At 70.8% G+C, this 14145-nt stretch carries 13 protein-coding genes; 7 read left to right on the top strand and 6 right to left on the bottom strand.

The genetic code is table 11. The features are described 5' to 3' along the window. Nucleotides 1–17: 17 nt before the first annotated feature. A complete protein-coding gene (gene glpK, locus GRI72_RS10785) occupies nucleotides 18–1499 on the top strand; it encodes a glycerol kinase GlpK (protein WP_160733928.1) in 1482 nt (493 codons plus the stop codon). On the opposite strand, the gene GRI72_RS10780 is transcribed toward glpK, so the two are convergent. Together GRI72_RS10780 and GRI72_RS10775 are read right to left on the bottom strand one after the other, a co-directional pair. After that, nucleotides 1496–1957, bottom strand: coding sequence for a DUF1465 family protein (locus GRI72_RS10780; RefSeq protein WP_160733927.1), 462 nt, complete (start codon nucleotides 1955–1957; stop codon nucleotides 1496–1498). The genes glpK and GRI72_RS10780 overlap by 4 nt on opposite strands. 109 nt (nucleotides 1958–2066) lie before the next feature. Beyond that, nucleotides 2067–2264 carry a YdcH family protein gene (locus GRI72_RS10775; protein WP_160733926.1) on the bottom strand — a complete coding sequence of 66 codons (198 nt, stop codon included), beginning with the start codon at nucleotides 2262–2264 and terminating at the stop codon, nucleotides 2067–2069. A gap of 171 nt (nucleotides 2265–2435) precedes the next feature. Between GRI72_RS10775 and GRI72_RS10770 the strand changes: the two genes are divergently transcribed. The 5 genes from GRI72_RS10770 (at nucleotide 2436) to tilS (ending at nucleotide 8128) form a co-directional block, all read left to right on the top strand. After that, the gene (locus tag GRI72_RS10770; protein WP_160733925.1) at nucleotides 2436–2591 is read left to right on the top strand and encodes a YdcH family protein; all 156 of its coding nucleotides are present in this window, start codon (nucleotides 2436–2438) and stop codon (nucleotides 2589–2591) included. 220 nt (nucleotides 2592–2811) lie between these two features. Further along, a complete protein-coding gene (ptsP, locus tag GRI72_RS10765) occupies nucleotides 2812–5082 on the top strand; it encodes a phosphoenolpyruvate--protein phosphotransferase (protein WP_160733924.1) in 2271 nt (756 codons plus the stop codon). A 133-nt stretch (nucleotides 5083–5215) separates the two neighbouring features. Continuing rightward, nucleotides 5216–6067, top strand: coding sequence for a helix-turn-helix domain-containing protein (locus GRI72_RS10760; RefSeq protein ID WP_160733923.1), 852 nt, complete (start codon nucleotides 5216–5218; stop codon nucleotides 6065–6067). A gap of 161 nt (nucleotides 6068–6228) precedes the next feature. After that, nucleotides 6229–7179: a tetratricopeptide repeat protein gene (locus GRI72_RS10755; protein WP_160733922.1), complete on the top strand. Its 951-nt coding sequence runs from the start codon at nucleotides 6229–6231 to the stop codon at nucleotides 7177–7179. 82 nt (nucleotides 7180–7261) lie between these two features. After that, nucleotides 7262–8128, top strand: a complete 867-nt coding sequence (gene tilS, locus GRI72_RS10750) for a tRNA lysidine(34) synthetase TilS (RefSeq protein WP_337191178.1) — start codon at nucleotides 7262–7264, stop codon at nucleotides 8126–8128. Here tilS and GRI72_RS10745 read toward each other — a convergent pair whose 3' ends face one another. The 4 genes from GRI72_RS10745 to zwf all read right to left on the bottom strand — a co-directional run bounded on the left by GRI72_RS10745 (nucleotide 8129) and on the right by zwf (nucleotide 12926). After that, the gene (locus tag GRI72_RS10745; protein WP_160733921.1) at nucleotides 8129–8905 is read right to left on the bottom strand and encodes a L,D-transpeptidase family protein; all 777 of its coding nucleotides are present in this window, start codon (nucleotides 8903–8905) and stop codon (nucleotides 8129–8131) included. It abuts the gene before it with no gap. Nucleotides 8906–9010: 105 nt separating this feature from the next. After that, a complete protein-coding gene (gene eda / locus GRI72_RS10740) occupies nucleotides 9011–9625 on the bottom strand; it encodes a bifunctional 4-hydroxy-2-oxoglutarate aldolase/2-dehydro-3-deoxy-phosphogluconate aldolase (protein ID WP_160733920.1) in 615 nt (204 codons plus the stop codon). Between the two features lie 4 nt (nucleotides 9626–9629). After that, entirely contained in the window at nucleotides 9630–11438 is a 1809-nt protein-coding gene (gene edd, locus GRI72_RS10735) for a phosphogluconate dehydratase (RefSeq protein WP_160733919.1), read from the bottom strand. Nucleotides 11439–11486: 48 nt separating this feature from the next. Beyond that, a complete protein-coding gene (zwf, locus tag GRI72_RS10730; protein ID WP_160733918.1) occupies nucleotides 11487–12926 on the bottom strand; it encodes a glucose-6-phosphate dehydrogenase in 1440 nt (479 codons plus the stop codon). A 138-nt stretch (nucleotides 12927–13064) separates the two neighbouring features. Here zwf and GRI72_RS10725 point away from each other — a divergent pair, with 138 nt between their 5' ends. Continuing rightward, nucleotides 13065–14093: a LacI family DNA-binding transcriptional regulator gene (locus GRI72_RS10725; protein ID WP_160733917.1), complete on the top strand. Its 1029-nt coding sequence runs from the start codon at nucleotides 13065–13067 to the stop codon at nucleotides 14091–14093. The last annotated feature ends 52 nt before the right edge of the window (nucleotides 14094–14145 follow it).

The raw sequence follows: 14145 nt of genomic DNA, 5'->3' as shown, positions 1-14145 counted from the left end.
GCGCTAGGGTGCAGGGCATGGGAGAAAGGATCCTCGTCCTCGACGCGGGCACGACCTCGACGCGCGCCATGGTCTTCGGCGCCGACGGGGCGCTGCACCACATGGCCCAGCGGCCGCTGACGCAGCACTATCCCCGGCCGGGGTGGGTCGAACACGACGCGGACGAGATCTGGCAGCGCACGCTGGCCTGCGCGCGGGAGGTCATGGCCAGTGCCGGCGGCGCCGGGGCGATCGCGGCGATCGGGATCACCAACCAGCGCGAGACGGTCGTCGCCTGGGACCGCAACAGCGGGGAGCCGCTGGCACGCGCGATCGTGTGGCAGGATCGCCGCACGGCCCCGCTTTGCGCGCAGCTGAAGGACGAAGGGCACGAGCGCGCCGTCCAGCGCCGCACCGGGCTCCTGCTCGATCCCTATTTCTCGGCCACCAAGATGCGCTGGCTGCTCGACAACGAGGCCGCCGTGCGCGCGGCGGCGGAACGTCGCGCGCTGGCGCTGGGCACGGTCGAAAGCTGGCTGGTCCACAAGCTTTCCGGCGGGGCCTTCGTCACCGATGCCAGCAATGCCAGCCGCACCCTGCTCCTGCCGCTCGACGGGGCCGGGTTCGATCCCGGTCTCTGTGCGCTCTTCGACATTCCGCCGCCCGCCCTGGCCGACGTGGTCGATACGCACGGCACCCTGGCGGTCGCTTCGGCCGACGTGCTCGGCGCGGCGATCCCGGTCTGCGGGCTGGCCGGCGACCAGCAGGCCGCGACCGTCGGGCAGGGGTGCCTGGCGCCGGGGGAGACGAAGGCGACCTATGGCACCGGCGCGTTCATCCTGACGAACCAGGGCGACCGCGTGCCCGCCTCCGGCCACCGCCTGCTCGGCACGGTCCTGACCCAGCGCGAGGGGCGGCGGCGATATGCGCTGGAAGGATCGGTTTTCGTCGCCGGCAGTCTGGTCCAGTGGATACGCGATTCGCTGGGCCTGATCGGCTCCGCGGCGGAGACCGAGGCCCTGGCCCGCTCCATCCCCGACAGCGGCGGCGTCACGATCGTGCCCGCTCTTTCCGGGCTGGGCGCGCCGCACTGGCAGGCCGATGCCCGGGGCGTGATCGCGGGGCTCAGCTTCGCCAGCGGCCGGGCCCAGATCGCCCGCGCCGCGCTGGAGGCGATGGCCCACCAGACCCACGATCTCGCCGCCGCCTTCGCCGCGGACGGGGAAAGCTGGCAGGCCCTGCGGATCGACGGGGGGATGAGCGCCAACGACTGGATGGCGCAGGATCTGGCCAACATGCTGGGCATCGCGGTCGAGCGGCCCGATTTCGTGGAAACGACGGCTTTCGGCGCGGCCATCCTCGCCGCCGTGGGCGCCGGGTTCCACGCCAGCCTGGACGACGCCGTCGGCGCGATGCGCGGCGCCGTTCGCCGGTTCGAGCCCGCGATGGCGGGCGACGTGCGCGAGGAACGGCTGGCCCGCTGGCGCCGGGCGCTGGCCGCCGCGGTGCCCGCGGACTAGATCTCGCCCACCGCCCGGCCGAGCCGTTCGCGCAGGCGCAGGACGGCCGCCGGGCGCATTTCAAAACTGTCGCGCCAGGCCCGGTCGAGCCGGGTAATGCGCGCGTGCAGCAGCTCGCTGGCGCGGACCAGCTCGCCGATGTCCCCCGGCAGCAGGGCGAGATTGTCCGGGTCGGACGGGCGATCGGGCGGCAGGGCGCCGTGGCGGCGCAGCTGGAACTCGCTCATCTCGCCGTGGAAATGGGCCCGGCGGTTGAGCAGCCAGGCCAGTGCATGCATGACGCGGGTGGTCGTGCGCAGCCCCTCCACCGACAGGGCGATGCGCGCGAAATCGTCCTCGTCCGCCGGCAGGCTGGCCTGCGACAGGTCGAACGCGGCGCGCACTTCGTCGGCCAGGGCCAGCGCCTCGTGATAGAGCGCCTCGATAATCGCCCGGCTGATATCCGCGTGCGTTCCCATCGCGGCCACAGCGCTACCCCAGCGCGCGCGCGCCCGCCAGATGCGCGGGGCCTGTTTTCCCACGCCGAATGCGCGTGTTCCGTTGCGGGACGATGCGTTTCCGGTCTGCTCAGGCGATGATGTCGGGAAGCAGCTCGTCCTCGATCGCGGCGATCCGGTCGCGCAGGCGCAGCTTGTGCTTCTTGAGCCGGGCGAGCTGGAGCTGGTCGGTCGAGCCGGCAGCGCGCAGCGCCTCGATCGCCGCGTCGAGATCGCGGTGCTCGACCCGCAGCGTCGCCAGTCGCTTGCGCAATTCCTGCTCGTTCATCCGGGGCCGATTCCACGCCGTTTCGTTTCACCGCGCCTCTGCCCGGTCCCGTCGAAATGCGCAATCGGGGGACTTCGCAAGCGGGCGCGCTTGTGGTTCTATAGCTGCACGCGGCTCGACCGCGAAGGCGAGTCGCTGTCCTAACGGTGTTCAACCAAAGGAGAGCACACAATGGTATCGTCCCACGCCAATGCCCTGCAGAGCAAGCACGCCGGCCTCGAGGAGCGTCTTCGCGACGAGTTGAACCGGCCCGTGCCCGACGCGGCGACGATCCAGGCCATCAAGCGGCAGAAGCTCAGGATCAAGGAAGAGCTTTCCACGATCTGAAGCGCCTGTTCCAGCACGTGCGCGGCCCGGCCGGCCCATCGGTCGGGACGCCCCGCCCCGCGCGGGGCGATCGCGCGTTCCTCGCGCCGGCGCATGGCAACGGCGCCTCTCGCCATCGGGCCGTGCGGGTGCGGATCGGCCCGGTTCGCGGCCACGGCGGTGCAATTTCGTAGCGTAAGCGCCGTTCCCCAGCGCGCGCTTTTGGTATAGGCGGCTTTGCATGAGCGCCGCAGTCGCAGCCCGCCAGATCCTGACCCGCCTGCACGAAGTGATGGCCTCGCGCCTTCACGCGCAGGGCAAGCTCGACCAGGTCGTCGACATCATCGCCGAATGCCTCGATAGCGAGGTCTGCTCGATCTACCTCCTGCGCGAGGGGATGCTGGAGCTGGTCGCCACGCACGGCCTGAACGCAGAGGCGGTCCACGTCACCCGCATGGCGATCGGCGAGGGGCTGGTCGGCACGATCGCCGACAATGTCGAGACGCTGAACCTGGCCGAGGCGAAGGCCCATCCCGATTTCCAGTACCGGCCCGAGACGGGGGAGGAGAAGTTCCATTCCTTCGCCGGGGTGCCGATCGTCTATCGCGAGCGGGCGGTGGGCGTGCTGTGCGTGCAGCATCTCGACCCGCGCCGGTACGAGGATGTCGAGATCGAGGCGCTGCAGACCACCGCCATGGTCCTGTCGGAACTGATTTCGAACAACGAGCTGATCGACGAGGAGGAAGCGCGCGGCCTCGCCCCGGCCGACACCGGGCCGGCGACCGTGGCGGGCCTGCCGCTGGTCAAGGGGCTGGGCAGCGGGGTCGCCGTCTATCACCAGCCGCGGATCACGATCGACCAGGTCATGGCCGACGACATCGAGGCCGAGCGCCAGCGCGTCTATCGCGCGTTCGATCGGATGCGCGACCAGATCGACAACCTGGCCGACCGGGCCGAGTTCGGCGTCGGCGGCGAACACGAAGAGGTTCTCAAGACCTACAAGATGTTCGCCTACGACGAAGGATGGAGCCGGCGCATCAACGAGGCGATCGATTCCGGCCTGACGGCGGAAGCCGCGATCGAGCGGGTCCAGCAACGCACCCGGATGCGCATGCGCGAAATCGACGATCCCCTGCTGCAGGACCGGATGCACGACCTGGAGGATCTCGCCAACCGGCTGCTGCGGATCGTCTCGGGCCAGATCGGCACCGCCGCCAGCCAGGGCCTGCGGGGGGACGCGATCCTGATCGCCAAGAACCTCGGCCCGGCCGAACTGCTCGAATACGACCGCCGCCGCCTGAAGGGCGTGATCCTCGAAGAAGGCTCGCTGACCGCGCACGTGGTGATCGTCGCGCGGGCCATGGGCGTGCCGGTGCTCGGCCGCGTGCGGGGGCTGCGCGGCATGGTGCAGGAAGGGGATCTCGTCCTGCTCGATGCCGATAACGGCAATGCCGTCGCCCGCCCGGCGCAGCAGGTCGTCGATGCCTTCGCCGCCCGCTTCGCCAAGTCGCGCGAGCGGCAGGCGCACTATGCCGAACTGCGCGACGTGGAGCCCTTCACCCGCTGCGGGACGCGGATCGAGGTGATGATAAACGCCGGCCTGCGCGACGACATCTCCGCCCTGCCGCTGGTCGGGGCCGACGGGATCGGCCTGTTCCGGACCGAGTTCCAGTTCCTCGTTTCCGCGACCCTGCCCCAGCGCGAGCGGCAATTCCGCCTCTACCGCGATGTCCTCGACGCCGCGGGCGACCGGCCGGTGATCTTCCGCACCGTCGATATCGGGGGCGACAAGGCCCTGCCGTACTTGCGCGAAAGCGAGTTCGAGAACGACGAGAATCCCGCCATGGGCTGGCGCGCCCTGCGCCTGGCGCTCGAACGCGAAGGGCTGCTGAAAGTCCAGGCCCGCGCGCTGCTGGAGGCGGCGGCCGGGCGTTCGCTGCACGTCATGTTCCCGATGGTCAGCGAACCGTGGGAATTCGATGCCGCCAAGGCCGTGTTCGACAGCCAGCTGGCGCACTTGCGGCGCAAGAAGAAGATCCTGCCCGAAGCGATCCGTTACGGTGCAATGCTGGAAGTGCCGGCGCTGGCCGAAGTGCTCGACCAGATGGTGCCGCGCCTGTCCTTCCTCTCGGTCGGGACCAACGACCTGACGCAGTTCCTCTTCGCCGCCGATCGCGCCAACCCCAAGCTGGCAGAGCGCTACGACTGGTTGAGCCCGGCGATCCTGCGTTTCCTGCGCCGGATCGCCCAGGCCACCGCGGGCAGCGGGGTGGACCTTGGCGTCTGCGGCGAGATGGGCGGCCGGCGGCTGGAGGCCCTGGCCCTCCTCGGGCTGGGATTCCGGCGGCTTTCGATCACCCCGGTCGCGGTCGGGCCGATCAAGGCGCTGGTGCGCCAGGTGGACCTGGCCGAACTGGAAAAGGCGATGCAGGGCTGGCTCGCCGCCCCGCCGCAGGACATGCGCGGCGCGCTCACCGCCTGGGCGCAGGAACGCGGCATCGAAACCGACTGAACCGTCGCTCCCCTGCGCCCTTCCGTCGCAAAGCCCGGCAGGGGCCCGGCGATCGGCTTGACAGGGTGGCGCGCCCGCTATTGTCCGGTTACTATCAATCGGGCCGTATTATTTCGGGTACGCTAGGGACGGCATGTCAGACGAAACAAGTGAAACTCCTGGCGAGCTGCCACTGGAGGGCGCGGGCCAGCGTTTGCGCCGGGCGCGCGAGGAAGCGGGCCTGACGGTCGAGCAGGTCGCGGCCGAGACGCGCATTCCGCAACGGCACCTCGAAGTGATCGAGGCGGGCGATTTCGCCGCCCTTCCGGCGCGCACTTACGCGATCGGCTTCTCGCGCACTTACGCCAAGGCCGTGGGCCTCGACGAAGGCGAGATCGCGCGCCAGGTGCGCGAGGAAACGGGCGCGGTGCAGGAGCGCGAGCAGCCGCACGGCGCCAGCTTCGAACCGGGCGACCCGGCCCGCGTCCCGTCGCGCGGGCTCGCCTGGCTCAGCGCGCTGGCGGTGGTCCTCCTGGTCGCGGGCGGCTTCGCCTATTTCAAGGACTACTTCTTTCCCGGCGCGGGGCCCGGGCCGATCACCGCGCCGGAAGCCGAGGTGGCCGCGGCCGGCGAGGGCGCGGCCGATGCGCGCGCCGATGCCGCGCCGCCGCCGGCCGGCGGCCCGGTCGTCTTCACCGCGCTGGAAGACAATACCTGGGTCAAGTTCTACGACGCCAATGGCGAACAGCTGATGCAGAAGCAGATGGCGCGCGGCGAGACCTATACCGTTCCCGCCGATGCCGATGGTCCGCTGGTCTGGACCGGGCGCCCCTATGCCCTGGCGATAACCGTCGGCGGCCGCAGCGTGCCCAAGCTTTCGGAAGAGGACGAGATCGTGCGCGACGTGCCGGTCAGCGCGGAGGCCCTGCTGGCCCGGGCCGATGCCGGCGCGGCGGATGAGGCGCCGTCCGCGGGGCAGGCCGAAGCCGGCGCGGGCGGGGCGTAAACCGGGTTAGATTTCCCCCGCTTTACCGCCCGAACGCCTCGACAGGGGCGATCGTTTGAGGCAAAAAATCGCCGCCATTCAGGCGCAGTTCGGCAAACGTGGTGCCTTCAAGGGGGCGCAGCGCCGGGCGGCGCGGATCGAGGGACAGGAGCGAACTTGACATGAGCAGCCGCACGGGCCGTGCACTTCTTGGCGTACTGGCAATCGTATCGGTCGGGGCCGTTCCGGCACCGGCCCTGGCCCAGGACGGCAGTGCCGAGGCGCGCCTGCGCAAGCTGGAGGCCGAAGTGCGCGCCTTGCAGCGCACCGTCTTCCCCGGGCCCGAAGGGCGTTTCTTCCAGCCGGAGATCACCGGCCCGGCGCAGCAGGGCAGCACCGCGGCGGCACCGTCCACGACCGCGGTGACCGACATTCTCGCCCGTCTCGACGCGCTGGAGGGCCAGATCCAGTCGCTCACCGCGCAGACCGAGAACAACACCAATGCCCTGGGGCAGCTCGAAAGCCGTCTCGCCGCGCTGGAGGTGACGCGCGGCGCGGCGCCTGCCACCGGCGCGCCCGCCGCCGACGCTACCGGCAATGGCAGCGGCAATGGCGGCGCGGCGCAGGAAAACCTTTCCGCGATGACCGGCGGCGCTTCGTCCGCCGGCGCGCAGCAGCCGGCGACCGGCCCCACGGCGGCGCGGCTGGCGGCGGTGCAGGAAATCGCCAAGCCGCAGACCGACGATCCGGGCGACGACGAGTATTCCTACGGCTACCGCCTGTGGAACGCCGGCTTCTACCCCGAGGCGCAGCAGCAACTGACGCTGTTCGTCGAGAAATATCCCGATCACTGGCGCACGACCTATGGCCGCAACCTGCTCGGCCGGGCCTACCTCGATGCGGGCAAGCCGGCCGAGGCCGCGCCCTGGTTCCTGCGGAACTACCAGGCGGACAAGCAGGCCGCGCGCGCCCCCGACAGCCTGCTCTACCTGGCCGAGGCGATGATCGCGTCGAACGACACCAGTCGCGCCTGCATCGCGCTGGCCGAATTCGCCGAGACTTATCCGGCGATCGCGGCCGGCCGCCTTTCCGACCAGTACGAGGCCAATCGCCGCAAGGTGACCTGCAATTGACGGCCCGCCCGATCCCGACAGCCTAGAGCGCTTTCGCGCCGATCTCGCGCGGGTCTGGCCGGCGGAGGGCGAAAGGCTCGGCATCGCGGTTTCGGGCGGCCCCGACAGCCTGGCCCTGCTCCTGCTCGCCCACGCGGCCCTGCCCGGACGGGTCGAGGCTGCGACGGTCGATCACGGTCTGCGCGATGAAAGCGCGGCCGAAGCGGCGATGGTCGCCGGCCTCTGTCACCGCCTGGGCATCGAGCACGCGACCCTGCCGGTCGCGCTGGACGATGGCAACGTGCAGGACCGCGCCCGCGCCGCGCGCTATGCCGCGCTGGGCGCGTGGGTGGAGCGCCGCTCGCTCGACGCGCTGGCGACCGCCCATCATGCCGACGACCAGGCCGAAACGCTGCTGATGCGGCTCAACCGCGGCAGCGGTCTGTCGGGGCTGGCCGGGATCCGCGAATGCGCGCCGCTGCCGTGCGGGCGGCCGGTCGTGCGGCCCCTGCTGGCCTGGCGCCGGGCGGAATTGTCCGCGGTGGTGGAAGCCGCCGGGATCACCCCCGTGGACGATCCTTCGAACCGCGATCCGGCCTATGACCGGGCGCGGATCAGGCAGGCGATGGCCGCGGCGGACTGGCTCGACCCGGTGGCCATCGCCACGAGCGCGCGCCTCCTGGCAGAGGCGGAAGTGACGATCGCCGCCATTGCCGACGACGCGTTCGCGCGCGGCGTTTCGCGCGAGGCGGGCGGTTTCCGCTATCGGCCGGAGGGGCCGCGCCTCGTCAGGTACCGCGTGGTGCAACGCATCCTGCAGGCGCTGTCCGCGCGGCCGCGGGGCGGACAGGTCGCCGCGCTGGTCGAAAGGCTGGAAGGCGGGGGCGCGGCGAACCTGGCCGGCGTGATGGCGCGGGCCGAGGGCGAGGCATGGCTCTTCGCGCGCGAGGCCCCGCGCCGCAGCGGCTGATCAGATGATCGAATCGCCCAGCTGCATCGTTTCGCCGCGGGTGATGATGACCTTGTCGCCCTTCTTCGCGATCGCGAACAGGCGGCTGGCAAGCGGGTCGGGGATCGCGATGCACCCGTGGCTGGCATAGCCGTTCTCGACTTCCGATCCGCCGTGAATGGCAATTCCGTCCAGCGTCAGGCGCAAGGTCCAGGGCATCGGCGCATTGCCGTATTTCTCCGAGACGTTGTGCCGTTCCTTGGAAATGATCGGGAACGTGCCGACCGGGGTGGGGTGAGCCTCGGTGCCCAGCATGGCCGCGGCCGCGCCGATTTCATACCCGCCGCGGAAGATCGAGATCACCCGCGCTTCCAGGTCCACCGTGATGACCAGCGGACCGGGGGGAACGCCCTCGTCGTCCCAGTGCCACTCGCCGTACTTGATCGGCCCGTCGATCGGCAGGATGCGCTTGACCACAAAGTCGTCGCCCGTCCCGGCAGAGGCGGGCTTCGGCTCCGGCGCCGCGCTCTGCCTGTCGGCGGTGCGGGCCAGGGCGGGGCCATCGTCCTTGCCCGCGGCAGCGTCTTCGGCGCGGGTCGTGCCCTTGCCTTCGGCGTCGCCATCGCCATCGCCGGCCGCCAGCGCCGCCTCGTCCACCGGTATCGCGGTCGCGCCCGGTGCAGCGGCCGCCCCGGTCGCTTCGCCGCGGGGCCACATTCCGCTCGCCAGCGTGGCGCCGCCGAACAGGAGAACACATGCGGCGGTCGCGCCGCCAATCCATTTCAGCATCGGGTCCATGCCCGGCACTATGCGCCCGGCGCGCCCGGCGTTCCAGTGCGAAGCGCGAGGCGTCCCGCGGGGGGACGCGGTCCGGGCAAAAGTTAACGCCGCGCGCGGGGAGCGTCAGCGCGCCAGCGCGGCAGCCTGCCGGGCGAGATCCTCGATCGCGGGCTTGTCGGGCGTGCCGCGCGGGGCGACCCAGCTGCCCCCGACGCACAGGACCGACTCGAAGGCGAGCCATTCGGCCGCGTTGTCCGGCCCGATCCCGCCGGTGGGGCAGAAACGGCACAGGCCGAAGGGCGCGGCCAGCGCCTTCAGCGCGGGAAGCCCGCCGGCGGCCATCGCCGGGAAGAACTTGAAATGGGTCAGCCCCAGGTCGAGGCCGCGCATCACGTCGCCCGCGCTGGCGACGCCGGGCAGGAACGGCACGTTGCGGTCGATTGCCGCCCGGCCGAGCGGCTCGGTCAGCCCGGGCGAGACGATGAAGCTGCTGCCGGCTTCCATGGCCTGGTCCAGCTCGTGTTCGTTGGTGACCGTGCCCGCGCCGACGATCGCGCCGGGAACCTGCTTCATCTCCGCGATCGCTTCCAGCGCCGCCGGGGTGCGCATCGTCACCTCCAGCACCGGCAGCCCCCCTGCGACCAGCGCCTGGGCCAGCGGCACCGCGTCGGCCACCTCGTCGATCACGATCACCGGGATCACGGGGGCGGTATTCATCAGGGTGGCAATATCGGTCATCGGTTCAAAGTCCTGCTGTGGCGAGCATGGCCGATCCGCCCTTCTCGGCGCTGTCGGCGAAGTTGCGGAACATGGCGAAAAGCTCGCGCCCGGTGCCGCCCTCGGGCCGCGGTTCGGGCGCCGGGTCGCGGCTGGCGAGGTCGGCCGTGGTCGACAGCTCGCCGCTGGCCGCGCAGAGGCGGATCGTGTCGCCATCGCGCAATCGCGCGAGCGGGCCGCCGCCGAGCGCCTCGGGCGTGCAGTGGATCGCCGCCGGCACCTTGCCGCTGGCGCCGGACATGCGCCCGTCGGTGATCAGCGCGACGCGATAGCCGCGATCCTGCAGCACGCCGAGGGGCGGCGTCAGCTTGTGCAATTCGGGCATCCCGTTCGCGCGCGGCCCCTGGAAACGGACGACCACGATCACGTCGCGGTCGAGCTCGCCGGCCTTGAACGCCTCGGCCACCTGGTGCTGGGTCTCGAACACGCGGCAGGGGGCCTCGATCGTCCAGCGGTCGCGCTCGACCGCCGAGGACTTGAAGCAGGCGCGGCCCAGGTTGCCTTCGACCAGCCGCATCCCGCCATCGGGCTGGAACGGATCGGACACCGGGCGCAGCATCTCGGCGTCGCCGCTCGGCCCCGGCTCGCGCCAGGTCAGCCGGTCTTCGTCGAGGCCCGGCTCCAGCGCGTAGTCCGACAGGTCGCCCCGGCCGACGGTCAGCACGTCGCGGTGGGCCAGCCCGGCTTCCAGCAGCTCGCCGACGACATAACCCATGCCGCCCGCCGCGTGGAACTGGTTCACGTCGCCCGCGCCGTTGGGATAGACATGGGCGAGCAGCGGCACGGCCGAGGACAACTCGGCCAGGTCGTTCCAGTCGAACACGATCCCCGCGGCGCGCGCCATCGCCGGCAGGTGGATCGCGTGGTTGGTCGAACCCCCGGTCGCCAGCAGGCCGACGGCGGCGTTGACGATCGACTTCTCGTCGACGCAGCGGGCGAGGGGGCGATAGTCGTCGCCGTCCTGCCCGATGGCCGCGACGCGGTGCACCGCCTCCCGGTCGAGGGCCTGGCGCAGCTTCGTCCCCGGCTGCACGAAGGCGGCGCCGGGAATGTGCAGGCCCATGAGCTCCATCATCATCTGGTTGGAATTGGCCGTGCCGTAGAACGTGCAGGTGCCCGGCGAATGGTAGGAACCGAGCTCGCTCTCGAGCAGCTCCGCGCGCCCGACCTTGCCTTCCGCATAGAGCTGGCGGACGCGCTGCTTTTCCTTGTTCGGGATGCCGCTGGGCATCGGGCCGGAAGGGACGAAGATGCACGGCAGGTGGCCGAAGCGCAGCGCGCCGATCAGCAGGCCGGGCACGATCTTGTCGCAGATGCCGAGCGTGAGCACGCCGTCGAACATCGCGTGGCTCAGCGCGACGCCGGTGGACAGCGCGATCACGTCGCGGCTGAACAGGCTCAGTTCCATGCCCGTTTCGCCCTGGGTCACCCCGTCGCACATGGCCGGCGTGCCCCCGGCGACTTGCGCGGTGGCGCCGACCTCGCGGGCGTAGATCTTCAGCCGTTCGGGATAGCGGCCATAGGGCTGGTGGGCCGAAAGCATGTCGTTGTAGGCGCTGACGATGCCGAGGTTCGGCCCGCGGTTCGCCTTCAGCGCCTCCTGGTCCTCGAGCGAGCCGGCATAGGCGTGCGCGAGGTTGGAGCACGAGACCGTGCTGCGATCGGGCCGGTTGTCGGCCTCGCGCTGCATCAGGTCGAGATAGGCCGCGCGCGTCGGGCGCGAGTTGGCGATCACGCGCCGGGTCACGCGGTGGATCGTGTCGTGGAGGGTCATGCGAACCTCCTTTCGCTGGGTTGCGGGGGCAGGGCGGCGGGGCGGAGGCTATTCATGCCAGGTCACCCCGTCGCGTTCGGCGAGGGCGATGGCGGCGCTGGGGCCCCAGCTGCCCGACATGTAGGTGCGCGGCTGCAGGCCCTGGGCGGCCCAGCCGGCGCGGATCGCGTCGATCCATTCCCACTGCGCCTCCACCTCGTCGCGGCGGACGAACAGGGTCTGGTCGCCTTCGAGCAGGTCGAGCAGCAGGCGTTCGTAGGCGATCCGGCGGACCGCGCCGGAAAAGGCGTGCGGCATGGCGATGTTCAGCGGCACGCTGCGCAGCCGGATCCCCTCGCGGTCGAGCCCGGGCACTTTCGCCATCAGCGAGAGCGTGATGTTCTCTTCCGGCTGGATGCCGATGACCAGCTTGTTCGCCTGAACTTTCGCGCCCTTGCCTTCGAAGATCGAATGGGGGATCGGGCGGAACTGGACGACGATCTCGGTCACGCGTTCGGGCATCCGCTTGCCCGTGCGCAAGTAGAAGGGCACGCCCTTCCAGCGCCAGTTGTCGACGTGGGCCTTGATCGCCACGAAGGTCTCGGTGTCGGAAACCCTGCCCAGTTCCTCGTCGTAGCCGGGCACGGCCTCGCCCTGGATCGCCCCGGCGCGGTACTGGCCGGTCACGGTCTCGCCCTCGACCACGCGGCGCAGGCTGCGCAGGACCTTGACCTTCTCGTCGCGGACGGCGGTCGCGTCGAAGCTGCCCGGCGGTTCCATCGCGACCAGCGCCAGCAGTTGCAGCATGTGGTTCTGCACCATGTCGCGCAGCGCACCGGCGTCGTCGTAGAAGGCGACGCGCCCTTCGAGGCCGACCGTTTCCGCCACGGTGATCTGAACGTGTTCGATATGCGCGGCGTTCCACAGCGGTTCGAACAGGATGTTGGCGAAGCGCAGGGCAAGCAGGTTCTGCACCGTTTCCTTGCCCAGGTAGTGATCGATCCGGAAAATCCGCTCTTCGGGAAAGGCGGCGGCGACCGCGTCGTTGATCTCGCAACTGGTGGCAAGGTCGGTGCCGAGCGGCTTTTCGAGGCACATGCGCACGTTGGGGCCGTCCAGCCCGGCGTGCTGCAGCCCGCGGATCGTCGGTTCGAACAGGCTGGGCGCGGTGGACAGGAAGATCGCCAGCCCGCGCGCCGGCTCGCCCACGCGGGCGGCAAGGTCGTTGTACCCTTCCAGCGTCGTCGCATCGAGCGGCTGGTAGGTGAGGCGGTTGAGGAAATCGGCCATGCCGCCGCGCCGGTTGGCCGGCAGGTAGGTTTCCAGCGCCTCGCGCGCGAAGTTGCGGAACCCGCCTTCGTCGAGGTCCGACCGCGCGGTGCCCACGATCTTCAGGTCGGGCGCGAGGAGGCCGTCGTGGTCGAGCGCGCAGAGCGACGGCAGCAACATGCGCTGCGCGAGGTCGCCCGTGGCGCCGAACAGGACCAGCCGATCTGCGGTAAAGCTCATGCGTCGATGCCTTTCGCTCGTCGCCTGACTACCTAGGCAGGCATCCCCCCGGGCGCCAGTGCATCGCATACATATTCAGCCTCGCTTGCGCTTTGGCCTGCACTTGCCGATAGGGGGCGACATATGGGCGAGAGGTCAATGGATACGCGAACGAAAAGGCGGCCGACGTCGATCGACGTCGCGGAACGGGCGGGCGTGAGCCAGTCCACGGTCTCGCGCGCCCTCGCCGGGTCGGAAGTGATTACCGAGGCGACGCGCGCCCGCGTCCTGCGCGCGGCGGAGGAAATCGGCTATTTCGTCGACGAGCGCGCGGCGCGGCTGCGGCGCGGATCGACCGGCACGATCGCGGTGGTCGTGATCTGCCGCCCGGGGCAGGGCGCGGCCGACATCAACCCGTTTTCCTACATGCTGCTGGGCAGCGTCTGCCTGGCCGCCTCGGAACGCGGGTTCGAGACGCTGGTGTCGTTCCAGGCGCGGGAAGAGGATCTTTTCGGCCATTACGAGGAACGCGGCTGGGCCGACGGGCTGGTCGTTATCGGCACGACGACCAACCGCGCGGCCTGGGACTATTTCCGCAAGCTGGAGAGCGCCGATCGCAACGTCGCCTACTGGGGATCGCCGTTCGAGGACCTCGAGTGGGTGCGGTCGGACAACCGCGCCGCCGGGCGCCTCGCGGTCGAACACCTGCTGGCGCGCGGATACCGGGCGCCGTGCTTCCTGGGCGCGATCGATTCCGCCCAGCACCAGTTCGCCGAGCGGTACGAGGGGTATTGCGAGGCGATGCGCGCCGCCGGCCTCAACCCCAGCCTGATCGCGACGCGCGAAGGCGCCACGCGCGAGGAGGAAGGGGCGGAAGCCTGCGCCCGCTACCTGGCGGGCGGCGGCAGGGGAGACGCGATCTTCGCCGCCTGCGACGCGATGGCGCTCGGCGCGCTGGAGGAACTGGCGCGGCGCGGGGTGTCGGTGCCCGGCGAAGTGGGGCTGGTGGGTTTCGACGACTTGCCCGCCACCCGCTACAGCCGGCCGCCGCTGACGACGATCGCGCCCGATGCCGCCGCGGCGGGCGGGCTGCTGATCGATGCCGTGCTGGGCAACGGCGAGCAGGAGGCCGAGGGCCGCCGCCGGGTGCCGGTCTCGCTCGTCGCCAGGGGCAGCACGGCGCGCTAGCGCCGGCCCGGGTGCCGTTTCCCGCAGGTGCCGTTTTCCCGGGGGCGGCGCG

It is taken from the genome of Pelagerythrobacter marinus (assembly GCF_009827515.1).
Taxonomy (GTDB): Bacteria; Pseudomonadota; Alphaproteobacteria; order Sphingomonadales; family Sphingomonadaceae; genus Pelagerythrobacter; species Pelagerythrobacter marinus.
This window is presented reverse-complemented; position numbering and strand designations above follow the sequence as displayed.

Bases quoted from the DNA above. Each gene is read 5' to 3' on its own strand.
- glpK (WP_160733928.1), top strand. From the start codon at position 18: ATGGGAGAAAGGATCCTCGTCCTCGACGCGGGCACGACCTCGACGCGC.
- GRI72_RS10780 (WP_160733927.1), bottom strand. From the start codon at position 1,957: ATGGGAACGCACGCGGATATCAGCCGGGCGATTATCGAGGCGCTCTAT.
- GRI72_RS10775 (WP_160733926.1), bottom strand. From the start codon at position 2,264: ATGAACGAGCAGGAATTGCGCAAGCGACTGGCGACGCTGCGGGTCGAG.
- GRI72_RS10770 (WP_160733925.1), top strand. From the start codon at position 2,436: ATGGTATCGTCCCACGCCAATGCCCTGCAGAGCAAGCACGCCGGCCTC.
- ptsP (WP_160733924.1), top strand. From the start codon at position 2,812: ATGAGCGCCGCAGTCGCAGCCCGCCAGATCCTGACCCGCCTGCACGAA.
- GRI72_RS10760 (WP_160733923.1), top strand. From the start codon at position 5,216: ATGTCAGACGAAACAAGTGAAACTCCTGGCGAGCTGCCACTGGAGGGC.
- GRI72_RS10755 (WP_160733922.1), top strand. From the start codon at position 6,229: ATGAGCAGCCGCACGGGCCGTGCACTTCTTGGCGTACTGGCAATCGTA.
- GRI72_RS10745 (WP_160733921.1), bottom strand. From the start codon at position 8,905: ATGGACCCGATGCTGAAATGGATTGGCGGCGCGACCGCCGCATGTGTT.
- eda (WP_160733920.1), bottom strand. From the start codon at position 9,625: ATGACCGATATTGCCACCCTGATGAATACCGCCCCCGTGATCCCGGTG.
- edd (WP_160733919.1), bottom strand. From the start codon at position 11,438: ATGACCCTCCACGACACGATCCACCGCGTGACCCGGCGCGTGATCGCC.
- zwf (WP_160733918.1), bottom strand. From the start codon at position 12,926: ATGAGCTTTACCGCAGATCGGCTGGTCCTGTTCGGCGCCACGGGCGAC.
- GRI72_RS10725 (WP_160733917.1), top strand. From the start codon at position 13,065: ATGGATACGCGAACGAAAAGGCGGCCGACGTCGATCGACGTCGCGGAA.